The following is a 17,125-nucleotide window of genomic DNA, read 5'->3' as shown; positions in this document are numbered from 1 at the left end:
CTTAATGAAACAGTTTTATGTTCTTAAACAATGGATTTTTACGTTCCAATATCAACATTTCTACCAATAGCAAAATAAGAATAAGCCATGCAATAGCCTGAAATTGCTCATTAAATTCCGTGTATACTTTACTCTCCACGTCCGTTTTCGCCATCTTGTTGATTTCGCTGTTCAAAGCTCTCTGAGCAGAATTCGTATTATCTACGCGAATATACATTCCATCACCGGCTTTTGCAATTTCCTGACACATTTGTTCATTCAGACGAGTTACGATAACATTACCGGAATTATCTTTCCTGTATTCATTCGTTCCTTCAATGGGAATTGGCGCTCCATCCGGTGAACCGACACCAAGAACAAAAACGCGAATACCTTTCTTTGCAGCTTCTTGGGCAGCTTCTACAGCACCTCCTTCATGATTCTCGCCATCTGTTATAATAACAATTGCCCGTCCTACACCCTCCTGAGGAGTAAAACTTCGCATTGCCACATCTATCGCTTTACCGATAGCAGTACCTTGTGTGGTAATCAAAGCCGGACTGATTGATTCCAAAAACATTTTAGCCGAAACATAATCGCTTGTTATCGGCAACTGGGTAAAAGCATCACCGGCAAAAACGATCAGTCCCACTTTATCATTATCAAACTCATCGACGAGTTTGGAAATCAATTTCTTCGACTTATCCAAACGGCTTGGAGTTACATCTTGCGCCAACATGGAATTGGATATATCCAACGCAATCACCACTTCAACTCCCTTACGCTTCACAGTCTCCAGTTTGGAACCAAACTGTGGGCGGGCCAACAAGAAGATTGTTAAAGTCAAAGCAGCAAATGTCAGCCAAAACTTCACATTCGGACGATATTTAGAAACTTCCGGCATCAGCTTAGCCAAAAGTTCCGGATCACCGAATTTACGTATATTTCTCTTCCTTCTATAATTAGAATAAATATAGAAAGCAGCAATAAACGGCAGTATTATCAACAGATACAAATATGTCGGGTCAGCAAATCGAAACATAATCTATCTTCGTTTTAATTAGGGTATTTTCTTTAATATAGAATTGCGCAACAGAACTTCGGCAAGGATACATAAAAAAGCAATCAGTGCAAACAACTGATACTCTTCTTCTCGCTTACTATATTCTTTCACGTTTAATTTTGTCTTTTCCAATTTATCAATCTCTTCATAAACCTCTTCCAGCTTAGAGTTGCTTGTAGCACGGAAATAATTACCGTTAGCTGTACCGGCAATCTGGGTCAGCGTAGACTCGTCAATTTCTACCGGAACATTCATATACTGCACACCCATTGCAGTGGGAATAGGATAAGGAGCCATTCCGTTTGTTCCTACGCCAATCGTATAAATACGGATGCCCAAGCTTTTTGCTATTTCCGCAGCAGTCAACGGAGAAATATCACCACGGTTATTTGTTCCGTCGGTCAATAAGATAATAACTTTCGACTTAGCTTTACTGTCTTTCAAACGGTTAATGGCATTTGCCAATCCCATACCGATTGCCGTACCATCCTCTATCAGTCCACGTTGTGCAATATCTCCTTTAATACTTTGGAAAAGGTTGAGCAACACCGCATGATCTACAGTCAACGGACATTGCGTGAAGCTCTCTCCCGCAAAGATAGTCAAGCCAATGTTGTCATTCGGACGACCATTGATGAACTTTGCAGCTACTTCCTTAGCCGCTTCCAGACGGTTTGGCTTCAAATCCTCCGCAAGCATACTTGTAGATACGTCCACTGCCAACATTATATCGATACCTTCTACTTCTGTATTCTGCCAATTATCGGTTGTTTGAGGGCGGGCGAGAATAACGATAATCATACTTAATGCTATTACCCTCAATACAAAAGGCACATGAAGCAGATAGTTCCGAAAACTTTTTGGAGCGTGCATATAAGCTCTCGTATCGGAAACCTGAAGTGAAGGCTCACTTTTGCTCCGCTTTAATATATACCATATAATATAAGGTATAAGGAGCAGCAGCAAAAATAAATATTCAATATTAGCAAATATCATATTATCTGATTATTTATCGCATTAAAAACATAAATCGTAAATCTCCATACCGACATATATCAAGATAGCAACTATCGCCGCACTAAGTACCACAATTCCTATACCTAACAATATCTTAGCACGCTTCGAACGTTTCTCCTCAATCGTTATTTCCGTCGGTTCCGGCTTCTGATTTACAGGTTCTTCCACTTTAGTCTGATCAATAAAGTCAATCGCCGTCACCAGATTCATATCATTCTCATTCATCAGCGGATCATGTTTGGCAAATTTCACCAAATCTGCTGTTTGGAACAATGTCTTCAAATCATCAATAGCTTCTTTATCTTTTATTTCCAGCAATTTATCAATAATTTCAGAAGAGGTCATCTCCAATGCATTAAATCCGAACCGATCTTTAATATAGGTACGAATAGTATCTGTTAATTCTGTGTAATACTCTTTCGCACGTCCTTTCTGCCAAACTTTTTCAGATTTGATACGTTCTATCTCTTTCAACGCCTGTTGATGTGGCGGCAACTTCGGTTCAACTTTAATTTTCTTTATAATAGGCTTATTATCATTGAAACGGATAATCAGGAAGATAACCAGTACCAATAACGGAATGGCAAGAATAGACAACCAGATTACTGCCGCCCAATCTTCCCATGCAAAAGGAGCTTCCATAATTGTTTTCTGCCCGAAGAATTGCTCCGGATGCAAAGTATCTACCGGCATTGAATAAACTTTCAAAGCCAAAGGTTTCGACTTATAAGATTTATTATCTACCATTACTTCCAAAGGTGGGAGATAATAAAGTGCAGAATCAAAAGAAGTTATCGTATATTCCTGTGTTACCAAAAGACGCTGCTTGTCATTTAAATATTGGGTATCAGGCTTAGCCACTTCCACAACTTCCACTCCTTTAATAATCGTATCATTAAACAGCGGGAATACTGCTTTCTGGTTGGCATCAAAACTTGCTTCCAACTTTATCTTTGCCTGCTCTCCTATTAAGATCTGCATGGAATCGATGCTTGCCGCAACCGTAACAGACTGCGCCCTAACCGCCCATGCGCAACATAAGCATATCACAACCAAGAAAAGTTTTCTACTTCCTAATATGTATCTACTCATTTCTATCAATTTCTTTTAGCAAATAAGTTCAATAACGCCTTTACATAATCCTGATCAGTACGAATGGACACTGCATCAACATTACTTTTCGTGAATGTTTCCTTCAACATGGTTTGCTTCTTCATCCACCATTCATGTTGAGCCCTTCGCACAGCAGCAGAAGAAGTATCTATCCACTGCTCATGTCCGGTTTCCGCATCCTTCACCTTCATCAGACCAATAGAAGGAAGTTCCTCTACCCGCTTGTCATATACCTGAATCGCTACAACATCGTGTTTACGATTTGCAATGGTTAAAGCATTTCTGAAATTCGTCTGATCTATAAAGTCGGACAACACAAAAGCCGTACACCGTTTCTTTATGACGTTCGTCAAATACTCAATAGCCAGTTTTATATCCGTACGACGGCTTTCCGGTTGGAAATCAATCAATTCACGGATAATATATAAGATATGTTTACGACCTTTCTTCGGAGGAATAAACTTCTCTATCCTATCGGAAAAGAAAATCACTCCGATCTTATCGTTATTCTGTATAGCCGAGAAAGCCAATGTAGCGGCAATTTCGGTTACCATATCCTTTTTCATTTGTTTGATAGTACCAAACTCCAAACTGGCGGAAACATCTATCAGCAACATCACCGTCAGTTCACGTTCCTCTTCAAATACCTTTATATAAGGTTTATTAAAGCGAGCGGTCACATTCCAGTCTATGTCACGGATATCATCACCATATTGATATTCACGAACTTCCGAGAATGCCATACCACGTCCTTTAAAGGCAGAATGATACTGTCCGGCAAAAATATTGCTGGACAATCCCTTTGTCTTAATCTCTATTTGGCGTACTCGTTTTAAAAGTTCATTTGTCTCCATGTAGTTCTATTTATACATATATAATAAGGTATAATTCTGCCGTTCGCTTCTACTTGTTGGAACGGCACCACATAAAAACTCAATTAAGGTACTTCTACCTTATTTAGAATTTTGCTGACAATTTCATCAGATGTTATATTACTTGCTTCCGCTTCATAAGTCAATCCGATACGATGACGAAGTACATCATGCGCAACAGCACGAACATCTTCCGGAATAACATATCCGCGACGTTTGATGAAAGCGTATGTACGTGCAGCCAATGCCAGATTGATAGACGCACGAGGAGAACCACCGAAAGAAATCATATCTTTCAGTTCCTTCAAGTCATACTTTTCAGGGAAACGTGTAGCAAACACTATATCAACAATATATCGTTCTATCTTTTCATCCAGATAAACCTGACGAACCACCTTTCTTGCTTCCAGAATCTCTTCTGATTTTAAGATGGGTTTCACGTCAAATTTCTCACCGTTAATATTCTGACGAATGATCAACTTCTCTTCTTCCTGCTTCGGATAATCAATAATCACCTTCAACATGAAACGGTCTACTTGCGCTTCCGGCAGTGGATAAGTACCCTCTTGCTCAATAGGATTCTGTGTAGCAAGTACCAAGAATGGTTCCGGTAGCGGGAAAGTTTCTTTACTTAATGTCACCTGTCTTTCCTGCATGGCTTCCAGCAAAGCACTCTGCACTTTCGCCGGAGCACGGTTGATTTCATCCGCCAAAATAAAGTTGGCAAAGATAGGTCCTTTCTTGGCTATGAATTTCTCATCCTTCTGACTGTAAATCATCGTACCGATAACGTCGGCAGGCAACAAATCCGGAGTAAACTGGATTCTGCTGTACTTAGCATCTATAAGAGAAGCCAATGTTTTAATAGCCAATGTTTTTGCCAACCCCGGCACACCTTCCAAAAGGACGTGTCCATCTGACAACAAACCTATTAACAACGATTCCACGAGATGCTTTTGCCCTACAATTACCTGATCCATACCTGTCATCAGGTTAGTAACGAACGCACTTTGTCTTTCGATTCTTTCGTTCAATTCACGAATATCAATTGATTCAGCCATACAATTATAAGTTTATTTATTGATTACTTAAAACTATGAAATGGTGAAAAAGTTCACTGAAAACACCTTACTTTTTCGATTTCCAAAAGTAGTGCTTATAATTAACAGGAGCAACTAATTTTTATTAAAAAACAATGCCGAATCTTTACTTTTTAAAGGTTATTGGGATAAATATATTTAAATCATTCTCTCATTTACCCTATCCTATTGAGCTTTTCACCATGGTGGAAAGACCTCTTCACCAATGTGGCAAGTTCTTTTCAGCATGGTGAAGAGGTCTATTCACCATGCTGAAAAGCCTAAATTCTTTATTCATAATAATAATACTGCCGGTCAACTTTTTAATATCTTTGCAGTGATACTTTCAAAAAGAAATTTATCAATCAAATAAGATGCGTATGAGACGTTTTATGTTACTAACCGTTATTTGTTGTTTAGCACTCAATTTATTTGCTCAAACGGCAAAAGAAGAAATCGCTGCCGACATCCATCGCTCAGCAAGTAATTATTATGCATACCCTACTCCCGTCGGTACACCGACAACTCCCCCGAAAGGATATAAACCTTTCTACCTGAGTCACTACGCACGACATGGTTCCCGTTTCTTAATTAATCCGAATGATTATGAGAAACCGTTGAGCATTATGCGTGAGGCAGAGCAAAACGGTGTGCTGACTCCATTAGGGAAACAAGTTTTAGGGGTACTCGACAGCATTGCAGGAATGGCCGTGCAAAGATATGGCGAATTAACTCCGCTGGGTGCCCGCCAGCATAAAGGCATTGCCGAAAGAATGTACAAAAACTATCCGGAAGTATTCTCAGGAGAAGCAGAAATAGATGCACGCTCTACCGTTGTTATCCGCTGCATCCTTTCTATGACTTCCGAATGTCAAAAGTTACAGTCACTAAACCCAAAGTTAAGGATTAAAAATGACGCCAGTTACCATGATATGTATTATATGAATAATGAAGATGAAAAGTTCAATAAGATGCGCACATCAGACGAGGTTGTTGCCGCAAAAACACAATTTCAAAAGGAACATCTTCATCCGGCCCGTTTGATGAGTACTCTTTTCAACAACCAAGACTACATAAAATGGAAAATAGATGGCGGTGAGTTAATGAATGCATTATTTGAATTAGCAAGCAATATGCAAAGTCATGATACGGATTTAGATCTTTATTCAATCTTCACGAAAGATGAATGTTATGATTTATGGTTGATAGAGAACTATGCTTGGTATGTATCCTTCGGTCCGTCTCCTCTGAGCAAAGGAAAGATTCCTTATATGGAGACCAACCTTTTGAAGAATATATTGGATACGGCAGATACCTGCCTCGTGAAGAAACAAAATAGTGCAACATTGCGCTTCGGACATGAAGTATGTGTGATGCCTTTAGCTTGTCTCTTGGAATTGGGAGATTGTGCTTATCAGACAAATGATGCAAATAAAGTTGCCGATGTATGGCGCAATTACAAGATATTCCCCATGGCATCCAATATCCAATTCGTATTCTTCCGCAAGAATGGAAGTGATGATATCTTAGTAAAAATCATGTTGAACGAGCAGGAGATGAAACTTCCGGTTGATAGTGATATAGCTCCATTTTATCATTGGAAAGATGTCGAGACTTATTACAGGAATAAATTGGCTGCTTTTTAAAAGATGGATACTCCTTCTCAGGTGCGGATTACACAAGCACGTAATCCGCACTTTAATTATATTGAGAAACAGTTTATTATTACACTACTTATTGATGATAGCCTTTGTCTCTGAGTGCAGGAATACGGATAGTTGTTCCGGAAGGGACACGATTGGGATTCTTAATAATATGACGATTATGCATCACTAGATAAGGCCATAAATCTTTTGTTTCATAAAAACGTTTGGATACCATTGTCAGTGTTTCTCCGGCACCTAACTTATAGGTAGTCATCGTTCCGACTATAACATAGCTCGTAGAATCTGCTATCACGGAATTACTTCCTTTACGCACCCCCGTTATCACTGTTTTTGTCGTATCTATCATTGGCACAGGAGTTTCCTTTACAGTAGTCGCAACAACAATCGTATCCTTAGCTTCCAATGAATCAACAACAACCGTCACAGGCTCATCTTGTGCGAAATTAATCGTAGTCTTTACAGTACCCGAACCTGAATTAAAAACATCCGGATATATAAAGTAGACAACTCCACAGCCTAAAAGTATGGAAACTAATACGATGCCAAGACCATAAAGTAAGGTTTGACGACTATTTGAAGTTTTATTTTCGTTCTCCCCCTCCTCCGGTTTTGTTATTTCCATCTGTTCTTCGCCTGATTCAGTCTCAACCGATGAATCTACCGCCAAAGGATCATCTGCAATTGATACATTTTCCTCTCCGGTATCTTCGTCAGCATCATTCGAATCTTCATTTACAGCACCATCAGGAGCTGTCGCTTCCAGAATATTATCGGAGATTTCTGTTTTATTTGAGATTTGTTGATGAACTGTTTCATTAGGTTGTGTAATCTCTGCAACAGAATCCACTTCATCCATCAGCATCTTTTTAGACAGCTTCTGCTCAACAGGTTCTTCAACAGAAGTATCTCCTGAATATATTTCTTTTGTTTCGAAAGATTCTTCCTGTTGTGATTCCTCAGCATCTTCTTCTGACATTTCTTCATCTTCCTCTGTTACCGTATCTTCGAACACAACGCCCTCATTCAAGACTACTGTTTCAAAATGAGAGAAAGGTTTGTTTATCAAATCACGCATCAACGTATCAGGAACAAAGGATATTTTTGTATGACTCTCTATACGAATACGTTCGCCGGTATTCACATTGATACTTTCACGACTATCGACTTCAGTCAGCTTAAAAGTACCCAGACCTTTTATCTTAACGATCTTATCGGTTTCAAGTGCCTCTTTAATAATATCGAAAACAGCCTTTACGAAAGCTTCTGCTTCCGCACCCTTCATACCCTGTTTCTCTGCCAACAGATTTATAATGTCTTGTATGTATAGTTTTTCATCCATAAAAGCAATTACCCGGATTATTTGAACTTATCTTTCAAAACATTACTCGGTTTATAAGTAAGCACCAATTTAGGAGGGACCAGCATACGCTGTTGTGTAACAGGATTAACGGAAATGCGCTCCATCTTCTTTTTTACTTCAAAAGTGCCAAATCCCTGAATAGCAATTGTATCGCCATCCTGCAACTGCTTCGTCATGACCGAAACAGTAGAATTGAGCAGTTGAGTTGTATCTTTCAAAGTATATCCCAACCTCTTTGACAGTTCTGAAATAAATTCTTTATTATTCATAAATCACTTTCGCATATAAATCAAAATCATCGGCATCCGTAATCTCCGCACGGTAAAACTCTCCTATTTTCAATTCACCATCTTCACGATTAATCAGAACTTCCGGATCAACCTCGGGGGAATCATACTCCGTACGCCCTATGTAATAATCTCCCTCCAGGCGGTCAATGATAATTTTCATTACTTTGCCCACCTTAGCAGCACTCAACTCTGCAGAAATACCTTGCTGTATCTCCATTAATTCATCCAGTCGTTGCTGTTTGATTTCCTGAGGTATATTATCTTCATATTGTTGTGCTGCATGAGTACCTTCTTCTTCCGAATAGGCAAAAGCTCCCATTCTATCGAACCGAACTGTACGCACAAACTCTTTCAATTCTTCAAAATCCTTTTCCGTCTCACCGGAGAAACCGACCATTAATGTCGTTCGCAAATGAATACCCGGCACTTCCTTACGGAATTGTTTTATCAATCGATAAGTTTCTTCCTTTGTCACCTGCCGACGCATCCCGGAAAGTACATTATCACTGATATGTTGAAGAGCAATATCCATGTATTTACATACATTATCCCGTTCACGCATAACACGGAACAAGTCAACCGGGAAATGGGCGGGATAAGCATAATGTAAACGTATCCATTCCACACCGGAGATTTCTGAGATTTTTTCAATCAACTCCGGCAGCATTTGCTTTTTATACAGGTCTATCCCATAATATGTAAGCTCCTGTGCTATCACCTGAAACTCTTTCACACCCTTATCTACAAGGTATTTCACTTCATCCAATATCTCTTCCATCGGACGAGAAATATGTTTACCGGTTATTATAGGTATCGCGCAATAGGAACATTTACGATCACAACCTTCGGATATCTTTAAATAAGCATAATGTTTGGGGGTAGTCAGACTTCTTTCTATATATATATCCTGATTATAAGCCTTGCCCAAATCATCCAACAATTCTTTCCAATTAAACTTACCATAGAACTTATCTACCTGAGGTATCTCAATAGCAAGTTCTTTCAGGTATCTCTCGGAGAGACACCCCATTACGTATAATTTCTTTAGATGTCCTTCCTCCTTTGTCTGAGCAAATTCAAGAATCATATTGATAGATTCTTCTTTTGCATCACCAATAAAACCGCAGGTGTTTATAACAGCTATCTCTCCTTTCGGATTATCGGAATCATGTGTTACCTGATAGCCTTTATCCTCCAACTGACGGATAAGTTGCTCCGAATCAACAAGGTTTTTAGAACATCCAAGCGTTATAATATCAATTGTATTTTTCTTCATTAATTTTCTCCAAATAAAGAATCCACAAATTCTTTCTTACGGAATACCTGCAAATCTTCAATTCCTTCACCCAATCCTATATACTTCACCGGAATCTTAAATTGATCGGAAATACCGATAACTACGCCACCTTTGGCCGTTCCATCCAGTTTAGTGACAGCCATTGCCGTAACTTCCGTCGCTTTTGTAAATTGTTTAGCTTGTTCAAAAGCATTTTGTCCGGTAGAGCCATCCAGTACCAATAACACCTCATTGGGAGCATCGGGAACAACTTTGCGCATTACATTCTTTATTTTAGTTAATTCGTTCATCAAATTAACCTTATTATGAAGACGACCGGCAGTATCGATAATGACAACATCCGCATCATTGGCAACAGCAGAACTCAATGTATCATAAGCAACCGATGCGGGATCAGAACCCATTTTCTGCTTAATAACCGGCACCCCTACACGCTCTCCCCAAATAACCAACTGTTCCACAGCAGCAGCACGGAAAGTATCCGCTGCACCTAAATAAACAGATTTACCGGCTTTCTTAAATTGATAGGCCAATTTACCGATTGTTGTAGTCTTACCTACTCCATTTACACCTACTACCATAATAACATACGGTTTTTTATTGGTAGGTACATCAAAATCATCAGCATCCACCGAATTATTTTCGGTTAATAAAGCAGCAATTTCATCACGAAGTATCTTATTCAGCTCATCCGTATTAACATATTTATCGGCAGCGACTCTTCCTTCAATACGTTTGATTATATTTAAAGTCGTTTCCACACCTACATCAGAAGTTATAAGGACCTCTTCCAAATTATCCAAAACTTCATCATCTACCTTGGATTTCCCGGCAACCGCCCGGGCAATCTTACCAAAAACACTTTCTTTAGTCTTAGATAACCCCTTATCTAAAGTTTCTTTCTTATCTTTTGAGAAAAAACTAAAAAATCCCATACCACCTAATTTATATGTATATAACTGCTACAAAGATATAACAAGTAATGAAAAGTTAAAAATGAATTGTCAAAAATTACAATAAATAATTATGTTCTAATGAATAAGCTGACATATCCGGATAAAAAAACTCCCTTCCATCAAAACAATGAAAGGGAGTTTTTGTTTGTTGTATCTCTACAACAACAATTATTTCTTAAAAAAGTCTTGTACTTTTTCATTAGGAACCATTTGTTCGTCAAAAATGTAAGCTCCTGTCTTCGGAGATTTAACCATTTTGATAACCTTAGTATAAGAACGTCCCTCTTTACCTGTCTGCAGGGTTGCTACTGTTTTCTTTGCCATGGGTTAATCTTATTTAATTTCTTTATGTACTGTTACTCTTTTCAAAATCGGATTGTACTTCTTAAGTTCCAATCTTTCAGTAGTATTTTTTCTGTTCTTCGTTGTAATATAACGAGAAGTACCCGGCATACCACTTTCCTTGTGTTCTGTACATTCAAGGATAACCTGTACTCTATTACCTTTTGCTTTCTTTGCCATAACTATATTCTCCTCTCAATTAAGCAATTATTCTAATGCTTTTCCAATCACAATAACCTTTAGCTACAGCATCATTCAAAGCTGCATCCAATCCTTTCTTATTAATCACACGTAGGCCGTTAGCACAAATATTAAGGCTAATCCAGCAATCCTGCTCTACATAGTAGAATTTCTTCGTAAACAAGTTTACATCAAAAGTTCTTTTAGTTCTTCTCTTTGAATGTGAAACGTTGTTGCCAATCATGGCTTTCTTTCCGGTAATTTGACAAATCTTCGACATTGCTATCTTATTTTTATAGTTTTTATCTATACTTATTTCAAACAGAGCGCAAAGTAAGCACTTTTATCTATATAAAACAAGTAATTTATAAAATAATTCTCTTTTCAAGACTATTTTTACTCATCTAACAGTAATTCTCGAAGCAAAAACAATGCATTATACGTAGCATGAAGAATATTTTGTTCTCTACCCTCATCCTTTTCCTGCTTCAGGGTTATAATCTTTTTTCTAGACCCGGCAGCAATCCACACTGTTCCCACAGGCTTATCCGGAGTACCGCCACTTGGCCCGGCAATGCCGGATGTTGCAACGGCACAATCCGTATTCAACGATTTCATCGCACCTTTTACCATTTCCCTGACAGTTTCTTCACTTACCGCACCATGTTTAATTAGTGTTTGTTCTTTCACTTGAAGCAAATTCATCTTCACTTCATTTGAATATGCGATAATACTACCTTTATAATACTCCGAACTACCGGGAACAGCTGTTATGGTAGCGGAAATATTCCCGCCTGTACAACTTTCTGCGGTAGCAAGCATATAATTCCTCTCTTTTAAAAGCTCTCCCAGCTCACTACTCAAAGATATTATGTCAATTTCTTCGCTCATATTTTTCTAAAACAAACCTTTCCATCGAAGTATAACACTTACATAACGACTCTCGAATATGCAGGCAAATCAATAGTACAGAAATCTTTATCTAAGAATTTATAATAACCGGTTATTGCCACCATTGCCGCATTGTCCGTTGTATAACTGAATTTAGGAATAAAAATCTTCCAACCATACTTCTCTGCATGTTCACGAAAAGCATTGCGTAAACCATTATTTGCAGACACTCCTCCTGCAACTGCCACTTCCTTTACCTTCAAATCCTTAGCAGCCTTACGCAGTTTATCCATTAAGATATCCACCACAGTAGCTTCCAACGAAGCTGCCAGATCATTTTTATGATGTTCGATGAAATCAGGATCTTCTTTCATCCAGTCGCGCAACGAATAAAGGAAAGAAGTTTTCAAACCACTAAAACTATAATTATATTCAGGTATATGAGGCTTACTGAATGTGTATGCTTTCGGATTCCCCTGACGAGCCAAACGGTCGATAATAGGTCCACCGGGATACCCCAGTCCCATGACTTTAGAACATTTATCAATAGCCTCTCCGGCAGCATCATCGATAGTCTGCCCTATTACCTCCATGTTATTATAGGCCTTCACTAAAATGATTTGTGAATTCCCCCCTGAAACCAACAGGCAAAGGAATGGGAATTCCGGTTGATCGTGATCATCATCCGATTCTTTAATAAAGTGTGCTAACACATGGGCATGCAGATGGTTAACGTCTATCATTGGAATATTAAGAGAACGTGCCAAGCCTTTGGCAAAAGATACTCCGACCAACAGCGAGCCCATTAATCCGGGACCACGTGTAAAAGCGATAGCACTTAATTGTTCTTTTGTCACTCCGGCGCGTTTCAATGCTTCATGTACTACTGGAACGATATTCTGTTGATGTGCACGTGATGCTAACTCCGGCACTACTCCACCATACGCTTCATGTACAGCTTGGCTGGATACCACGTTGGATAACAACACACCATTACGAATCACCGCAGCGGAAGTATCATCACAAGAAGATTCTATACCTAATATTATCGTATCCATATTCTTTATCTTTTTAATAAGTCAATATTTCCAATCCATTCTCTGTCATCAGGAAAGTATGCTCCCACTGTGCAGAGGGCAACTCATCTTCCGTCACTACAGTCCAACCGTCTTCTTCATCCACAAAAACTTCATACGTCCCCATATTTATCATAGGTTCTATTGTAAAGACCATTCCCGGCACCAATAACATTCCGGTTCCTTTTCTACCAAAATGCTCCACATCGGGTTCTTCATGGAACTCCAATCCCACCCCATGACCGCATAAATCTCTTACAACAGAGAAACCGTTCTTTTCTGCATGTTTCTGAATTGCATTGCCTATATCACCTACAAATCCAAACGGACGGGCTGCTTCCATTCCTATCTGCAAACATTCCTTTGCTACCTTTACCAATTTCTCTTTTTCCGGAGACGTTTTACCAATGATAAACATACGGGAAGCATCGGAAAAGTATCCGTCAAGAATAGTAGAAACATCCACGTTAATAATATCTCCTTCTTCTAAAATTTCCGTTTCGCTAGGAATTCCATGGCACACGACCTCATTAATGGAAGTACACACGCTTTTCGGAAAACCTTCATAGTTAAGCGGAGCCGGAATAGCACCGTGGGCTATTGTATAGTCATAGACCAATTTATCTATCTCGGCAGTAGACATACCTGCTTTAATTTCACTTTCTACCAAATCAAGAACACCGGTATTGATAACCCCACTCCGGCGGATTCCTTCGATTTGTTCGGGAGTTTTAATTAATTTACGGCTTGGAACCAAATGTCCTTTGTTCTGAAAATAAAGAACTTTTTTATCTAAATCCGTTAATGGTTGTCCTTTTACCGGATGCCAGTTATTTATTCTTCTTTTAAACATTTTATTATTAGATATTTCTTTATCTGAAAATCGTGCAAAGTTACTAAACTAAAATCAGAATTTCCATCGAAACAGAAAAAACATACGTTACTTTTCATGAAATTTATTGGATCACCTCATGAAATTATCCGTTTATCTATTTGCTTTGTTCTGACTATAACGGAATCTGCTTTTCAGCATACGGTCGATTGATTACAAACGATAGGAGTTTGCAAACAATCGACCGTATCTTTGTCAACAAACGACCTGATGTTTTTTTCAATCAACCCTATGTTTTTTAAAAACAACCTGATGATTAAAAAAAACATCAAGATCATTTTATAAATTGCCAAAGGGAGCGTTACCTAACGCTCAAGGGAGCGATGGCTAACACTCAAGGGGGCGATGGCTTACATCTACGGGAGCGTAAGCCAACACTCCCTTAGGCGTTTTGGCTTGCTTACTTTGCTGATTTAGCTGTTATTTAATTTACTTTGACTTGCCTTCACCTTATCACTTTTCACCCTTATATTATTGATTACTATTTAATTAAAGTGAAGGCACTTTTTTGTTGAACTGCACCCGAAAATATATTGTACTAACTTTTTATACAAGAAATTTAGAGAACTAGGTTTACGGATAACGCTGACTAGACTGATTATAACGGATTAGGCTTTCTTTAATTGAGAGTTAAGATTTAAAATTTCCATTCAAACTTCTTCCTCATCAGACAGAGGAGCTTAGCTGATTTTTCCGGTGCAGTTCACAAAAGTAGTGCCTTCACTTTTACTAGCTGTAATACAATTGGTTATCTCCAAAGCGTGATAAGGTGAAGGCTATGTGAGTGTAATTTGAAAACATGTACAAATTAGGATTCATACCGATAAGACAGTAAAAAATCCACTTCCTTTCAATACTTAATTTTAAGTGAAAGGAAGTGGATGTTAAATATCATTCAATGTCTGCGTTGTTTTAAATAATCCGTTTATCCCTAACGATTTTCAAAAGTAATAATCTTTAATAATACTGAAAGCATAAATCACATCCTCATTATACAATTTAGTCAGCTTATTATATAATTTAGGAATTCAGTACTGAATATCAGCAGATTAAGAATGATTTCATTTACCACTTTGCATCCCAATCAATACTTAATTGAATCGGATACTTTTGTTTTTTATCTTCTTCATCCATCGGATTGGAGACAGAAAGTCCGATAAGACGAATTGGATGCCCTGTTAAATCGACTTCTTTTAATAATTGTTTGGCCAGAGAAAGTACATCTTTCAAATTAGTCAATTCATACCCTACACTGATACTCCGGGTCTTTTGCGAGAAATCATTAAATTTAAGTTTAAGCGTTAACGTATTTCCACGAAAGCTGGAACGTTGCAGGCGCTCTATCAATTCCGTCGCTACATGATAAAGTTCGATAATAATAGAAGAATATACCGTAACATCCTTATCCAACGTATGTTCACAACCGACAGATTTACGAATGCGGACAGCTTCTACAGGACGATTATCTATTCCATGAGAAAAATCATAATACAAGGCGCCCACTTTACCAAAGTGACGATGCAAAAATTCAAGGGAGCAGGCACGTAAATCCATTCCGTTGTGTATACCTAAAGAATGCATCTTTTGTGCGGTGACTTTTCCTATCCCCCAAAATGTTTCAATAGGAAGTTTTCCTATGAATTCCAACGCTTTATCCGGATGAATCGTACAAAGTCCGTCCGGTTTACGATAATCTGAAGCTACTTTTGCCAAGAATTTATTATATGAAACACCTGCCGATGCCACCAAATTCAACTCCTTGCGAATCCTCGCCTTAATTTCCTTGGCAATATCCACGGCAAAAGTGATCCCTTTCTTATTTTCAGTTACATCAAGAAAAGCTTCATCAAGTGATAAAGGCTCTATTATATCCGTATAATCTTGAAAGATTTCACGTATCTGCAATGAAATCTGCTTATAATATGGCATCCTTCCCGGTACAAAAATCAAATCAGGACACAGTTTCATTGCTCTTACAGATGACATGGCAGAATGAACTCCATATCGTCGGGCCTCGTAACTGGCAGCAGCTACGACTCCTCTCTCTTCTGCACGCCCCACCGCAAGAGGTTTTCCACGATACTGAGGATTATCCCGTTGCTCAACAGAAGCATAGAAAGCATCCATATCCACATGTATGATTTTTTTTTGCGACATAAACGTCCTTTTAGAATTCTTTCAGATACAAAAGTAAACACTTTACGACAAATCTTGTTATGAAGTCATTACTTAAACTAATTAAAATTATTCGGTATGAAAACTTTTATTGACAAGATTGACTACGCAGTCAAAAATTGGTGGGTATCTCTTTTACTTGGACTTTTATACATTATTGTAGCTTTATGCCTGATGTTTGCTCCATTGAGCAGCTACGTTGCACTGAGCATTATTTTTAGTGTATCAATGCTTGTGAGCGGACTACTCGAAATTATATTTGCCGCAAGCAATCGCAAAACCCTTTCTAGCTGGGGATGGTACTTGGCCGGCGGTATTATCGACCTGATTTTAGGTATTTATCTGGTAGCTTACCCATTATTAAGTATGGAAGTAATTCCGTTCTTCGTCGCATTCTGGCTGATGTTCCGTGGTTTCAGCGCTATGGGATATTCAATGGACTTGCAGCGTTATGGTACCCGCGAATGGGGTTGGTATATGGCTTTCGGTATTCTTGCCGTTATCTGTTCTTTTGCCATAATCTGGCAACCGGGTATCGGAGCAATGTCCATAGTTTACATGTTGGCATTCGCATTCCTTATTATAGGTTTCTTCCGCGTTATGCTTTCATTTGAACTAAAGAATTTACATAAAAAGAATCGGGAAGAATAAATATCCGGACATTTTAAAAGACATCAAGGTGGTTATTTTCAAACGTCAAGACGTTTAAAAAAATCTCCTTGATGCTTGAATACAATTTCTTTTTATGTTAACGAATATCTAAAAAGATTAGAAAATACGCCTATTTATGCTATCCGATAAGCAATATTGCTTATTTTTGTTCGGAAATACAAAATAGGTCGATTTATCAGAACATTAGGAAGGATAGTAAGATGG

18 protein-coding genes are annotated in these 17,125 nt (G+C 38.4%); 2 read left to right on the top strand and 16 right to left on the bottom strand.

Translation table 11 applies throughout. From position 1 onward, the window contains the following. Position 1: 1 nt before the first annotated feature. From DXB63_RS13370 to DXB63_RS13350, 5 genes are all read right to left on the bottom strand, one after another. Positions 2–1,021, bottom strand: a complete 1,020-nt coding sequence (locus DXB63_RS13370) for a VWA domain-containing protein (protein WP_122126916.1) — start codon at positions 1,019–1,021, stop codon at positions 2–4. An 18-nt stretch (positions 1,022–1,039) separates the two neighbouring features. After that, positions 1,040–2,038: a VWA domain-containing protein gene (locus DXB63_RS13365; protein WP_122126915.1), complete on the bottom strand. Its 999-nt coding sequence runs from the start codon at positions 2,036–2,038 to the stop codon at positions 1,040–1,042. Between the two features lie 21 nt (positions 2,039–2,059). Then, on the bottom strand, positions 2,060–3,151 hold the full coding sequence (locus DXB63_RS13360) for a hypothetical protein (RefSeq protein WP_178301037.1): 1,092 nt from the start codon (positions 3,149–3,151) through the stop codon (positions 2,060–2,062). A gap of 5 nt (positions 3,152–3,156) precedes the next feature. Beyond that, a complete protein-coding gene (locus tag DXB63_RS13355) occupies positions 3,157–4,026 on the bottom strand; it encodes a DUF58 domain-containing protein (RefSeq protein ID WP_122126914.1) in 870 nt (289 codons plus the stop codon). Between the two features lie 83 nt (positions 4,027–4,109). Continuing rightward, positions 4,110–5,105 carry a MoxR family ATPase gene (locus DXB63_RS13350; RefSeq protein ID WP_122126913.1) on the bottom strand — a complete coding sequence of 332 codons (996 nt, stop codon included), beginning with the start codon at positions 5,103–5,105 and terminating at the stop codon, positions 4,110–4,112. A 398-nt stretch (positions 5,106–5,503) separates the two neighbouring features. Here DXB63_RS13350 and DXB63_RS13345 point away from each other — a divergent pair, with 398 nt between their 5' ends. Next, the gene (locus DXB63_RS13345) at positions 5,504–6,769 is read left to right on the top strand and encodes a histidine-type phosphatase (protein WP_122126928.1); all 1,266 of its coding nucleotides are present in this window, start codon (positions 5,504–5,506) and stop codon (positions 6,767–6,769) included. A gap of 88 nt (positions 6,770–6,857) precedes the next feature. On the opposite strand, the gene DXB63_RS13340 is transcribed toward DXB63_RS13345, so the two are convergent. The 11 genes from DXB63_RS13340 to dinB form a co-directional block, all read right to left on the bottom strand. Next, positions 6,858–8,129, bottom strand: a complete 1,272-nt coding sequence (locus tag DXB63_RS13340) for an HU family DNA-binding protein (protein WP_122126912.1) — start codon at positions 8,127–8,129, stop codon at positions 6,858–6,860. A 17-nt stretch (positions 8,130–8,146) separates the two neighbouring features. Beyond that, entirely contained in the window at positions 8,147–8,419 is a 273-nt protein-coding gene (locus tag DXB63_RS13335; protein WP_122126911.1) for an HU family DNA-binding protein, read from the bottom strand. Beyond that, positions 8,412–9,716 carry a 30S ribosomal protein S12 methylthiotransferase RimO gene (rimO, locus tag DXB63_RS13330; RefSeq protein ID WP_122126910.1) on the bottom strand — a complete coding sequence of 435 codons (1,305 nt, stop codon included), beginning with the start codon at positions 9,714–9,716 and terminating at the stop codon, positions 8,412–8,414. The genes DXB63_RS13335 and rimO overlap by 8 nt, the downstream gene beginning before the upstream one ends. After that, positions 9,716–10,672, bottom strand: coding sequence for a signal recognition particle-docking protein FtsY (gene ftsY / locus DXB63_RS13325; protein WP_122126909.1), 957 nt, complete (start codon positions 10,670–10,672; stop codon positions 9,716–9,718). Before ftsY ends, rimO begins: the two co-directional genes overlap by 1 nt. Positions 10,673–10,861: 189 nt before the next feature. Continuing rightward, on the bottom strand, positions 10,862–11,017 hold the full coding sequence (locus DXB63_RS13320; RefSeq protein WP_005841293.1) for a DUF4295 domain-containing protein: 156 nt from the start codon (positions 11,015–11,017) through the stop codon (positions 10,862–10,864). 9 nt (positions 11,018–11,026) lie between these two features. Continuing rightward, a complete protein-coding gene (gene rpmG / locus DXB63_RS13315; RefSeq protein ID WP_008761579.1) occupies positions 11,027–11,215 on the bottom strand; it encodes a 50S ribosomal protein L33 in 189 nt (62 codons plus the stop codon). Between the two features lie 19 nt (positions 11,216–11,234). Continuing rightward, on the bottom strand, positions 11,235–11,495 hold the full coding sequence (gene rpmB, locus DXB63_RS13310; RefSeq protein ID WP_122126908.1) for a 50S ribosomal protein L28: 261 nt from the start codon (positions 11,493–11,495) through the stop codon (positions 11,235–11,237). A gap of 116 nt (positions 11,496–11,611) precedes the next feature. Next, the gene (locus tag DXB63_RS13305) at positions 11,612–12,106 is read right to left on the bottom strand and encodes a CinA family protein (protein ID WP_122126907.1); all 495 of its coding nucleotides are present in this window, start codon (positions 12,104–12,106) and stop codon (positions 11,612–11,614) included. 38 nt (positions 12,107–12,144) lie between these two features. Next, entirely contained in the window at positions 12,145–13,164 is a 1,020-nt protein-coding gene (gene tsaD / locus DXB63_RS13300) for a tRNA (adenosine(37)-N6)-threonylcarbamoyltransferase complex transferase subunit TsaD (RefSeq protein ID WP_122126906.1), read from the bottom strand. A 13-nt stretch (positions 13,165–13,177) separates the two neighbouring features. Next, positions 13,178–14,035 (bottom strand): type I methionyl aminopeptidase, encoded by an 858-nt coding sequence (map, locus tag DXB63_RS13295; RefSeq protein WP_122126905.1) that lies wholly within the window; start codon positions 14,033–14,035, stop codon positions 13,178–13,180. Between the two features lie 1,104 nt (positions 14,036–15,139). Continuing rightward, positions 15,140–16,231 (bottom strand): DNA polymerase IV, encoded by a 1,092-nt coding sequence (gene dinB / locus DXB63_RS13290; RefSeq protein WP_122126904.1) that lies wholly within the window; start codon positions 16,229–16,231, stop codon positions 15,140–15,142. Positions 16,232–16,327: 96 nt separating this feature from the next. Between dinB and DXB63_RS13285 the strand changes: the two genes are divergently transcribed. Further along, a complete protein-coding gene (locus DXB63_RS13285; protein WP_122126903.1) occupies positions 16,328–16,900 on the top strand; it encodes an HdeD family acid-resistance protein in 573 nt (190 codons plus the stop codon). The last annotated feature ends 225 nt before the right edge of the window (positions 16,901–17,125 follow it).

It is taken from the genome of Bacteroides sp. OM05-12, from assembly GCF_003438995.1.
Taxonomy (GTDB): domain Bacteria; phylum Bacteroidota; class Bacteroidia; order Bacteroidales; family Bacteroidaceae; genus Bacteroides.
The sequence above is the reverse complement of the archived record's forward strand: the minus strand, read 5'-3'. Positions and strand labels throughout refer to the sequence as shown.

Bases quoted from the DNA above. Each gene is read 5' to 3' on its own strand.
- rpmG (WP_008761579.1), bottom strand. From the start codon at position 11,215: ATGGCAAAGAAAGCAAAAGGTAATAGAGTACAGGTTATCCTTGAATGT.
- map (WP_122126905.1), bottom strand. From the start codon at position 14,035: ATGTTTAAAAGAAGAATAAATAACTGGCATCCGGTAAAAGGACAACCA.
- DXB63_RS13355 (WP_122126914.1), bottom strand. From the start codon at position 4,026: ATGGAGACAAATGAACTTTTAAAACGAGTACGCCAAATAGAGATTAAG.
- DXB63_RS13360 (WP_178301037.1), bottom strand. From the start codon at position 3,151: ATGAGTAGATACATATTAGGAAGTAGAAAACTTTTCTTGGTTGTGATA.
- DXB63_RS13335 (WP_122126911.1), bottom strand. From the start codon at position 8,419: ATGAATAATAAAGAATTTATTTCAGAACTGTCAAAGAGGTTGGGATAT.
- dinB (WP_122126904.1), bottom strand. From the start codon at position 16,231: ATGTCGCAAAAAAAAATCATACATGTGGATATGGATGCTTTCTATGCT.
- DXB63_RS13320 (WP_005841293.1), bottom strand. From the start codon at position 11,017: ATGGCAAAGAAAACAGTAGCAACCCTGCAGACAGGTAAAGAGGGACGT.
- ftsY (WP_122126909.1), bottom strand. From the start codon at position 10,672: ATGGGATTTTTTAGTTTTTTCTCAAAAGATAAGAAAGAAACTTTAGAT.
- DXB63_RS13370 (WP_122126916.1), bottom strand. From the start codon at position 1,021: ATGTTTCGATTTGCTGACCCGACATATTTGTATCTGTTGATAATACTG.
- rpmB (WP_122126908.1), bottom strand. From the start codon at position 11,495: ATGTCGAAGATTTGTCAAATTACCGGAAAGAAAGCCATGATTGGCAAC.
- tsaD (WP_122126906.1), bottom strand. From the start codon at position 13,164: ATGGATACGATAATATTAGGTATAGAATCTTCTTGTGATGATACTTCC.
- DXB63_RS13345 (WP_122126928.1), top strand. From the start codon at position 5,504: ATGAGACGTTTTATGTTACTAACCGTTATTTGTTGTTTAGCACTCAAT.
- rimO (WP_122126910.1), bottom strand. From the start codon at position 9,716: ATGAAGAAAAATACAATTGATATTATAACGCTTGGATGTTCTAAAAAC.
- DXB63_RS13340 (WP_122126912.1), bottom strand. From the start codon at position 8,129: ATGGATGAAAAACTATACATACAAGACATTATAAATCTGTTGGCAGAG.
- DXB63_RS13365 (WP_122126915.1), bottom strand. From the start codon at position 2,038: ATGATATTTGCTAATATTGAATATTTATTTTTGCTGCTGCTCCTTATA.
- DXB63_RS13285 (WP_122126903.1), top strand. From the start codon at position 16,328: ATGAAAACTTTTATTGACAAGATTGACTACGCAGTCAAAAATTGGTGG.
- DXB63_RS13305 (WP_122126907.1), bottom strand. From the start codon at position 12,106: ATGAGCGAAGAAATTGACATAATATCTTTGAGTAGTGAGCTGGGAGAG.
- DXB63_RS13350 (WP_122126913.1), bottom strand. From the start codon at position 5,105: ATGGCTGAATCAATTGATATTCGTGAATTGAACGAAAGAATCGAAAGA.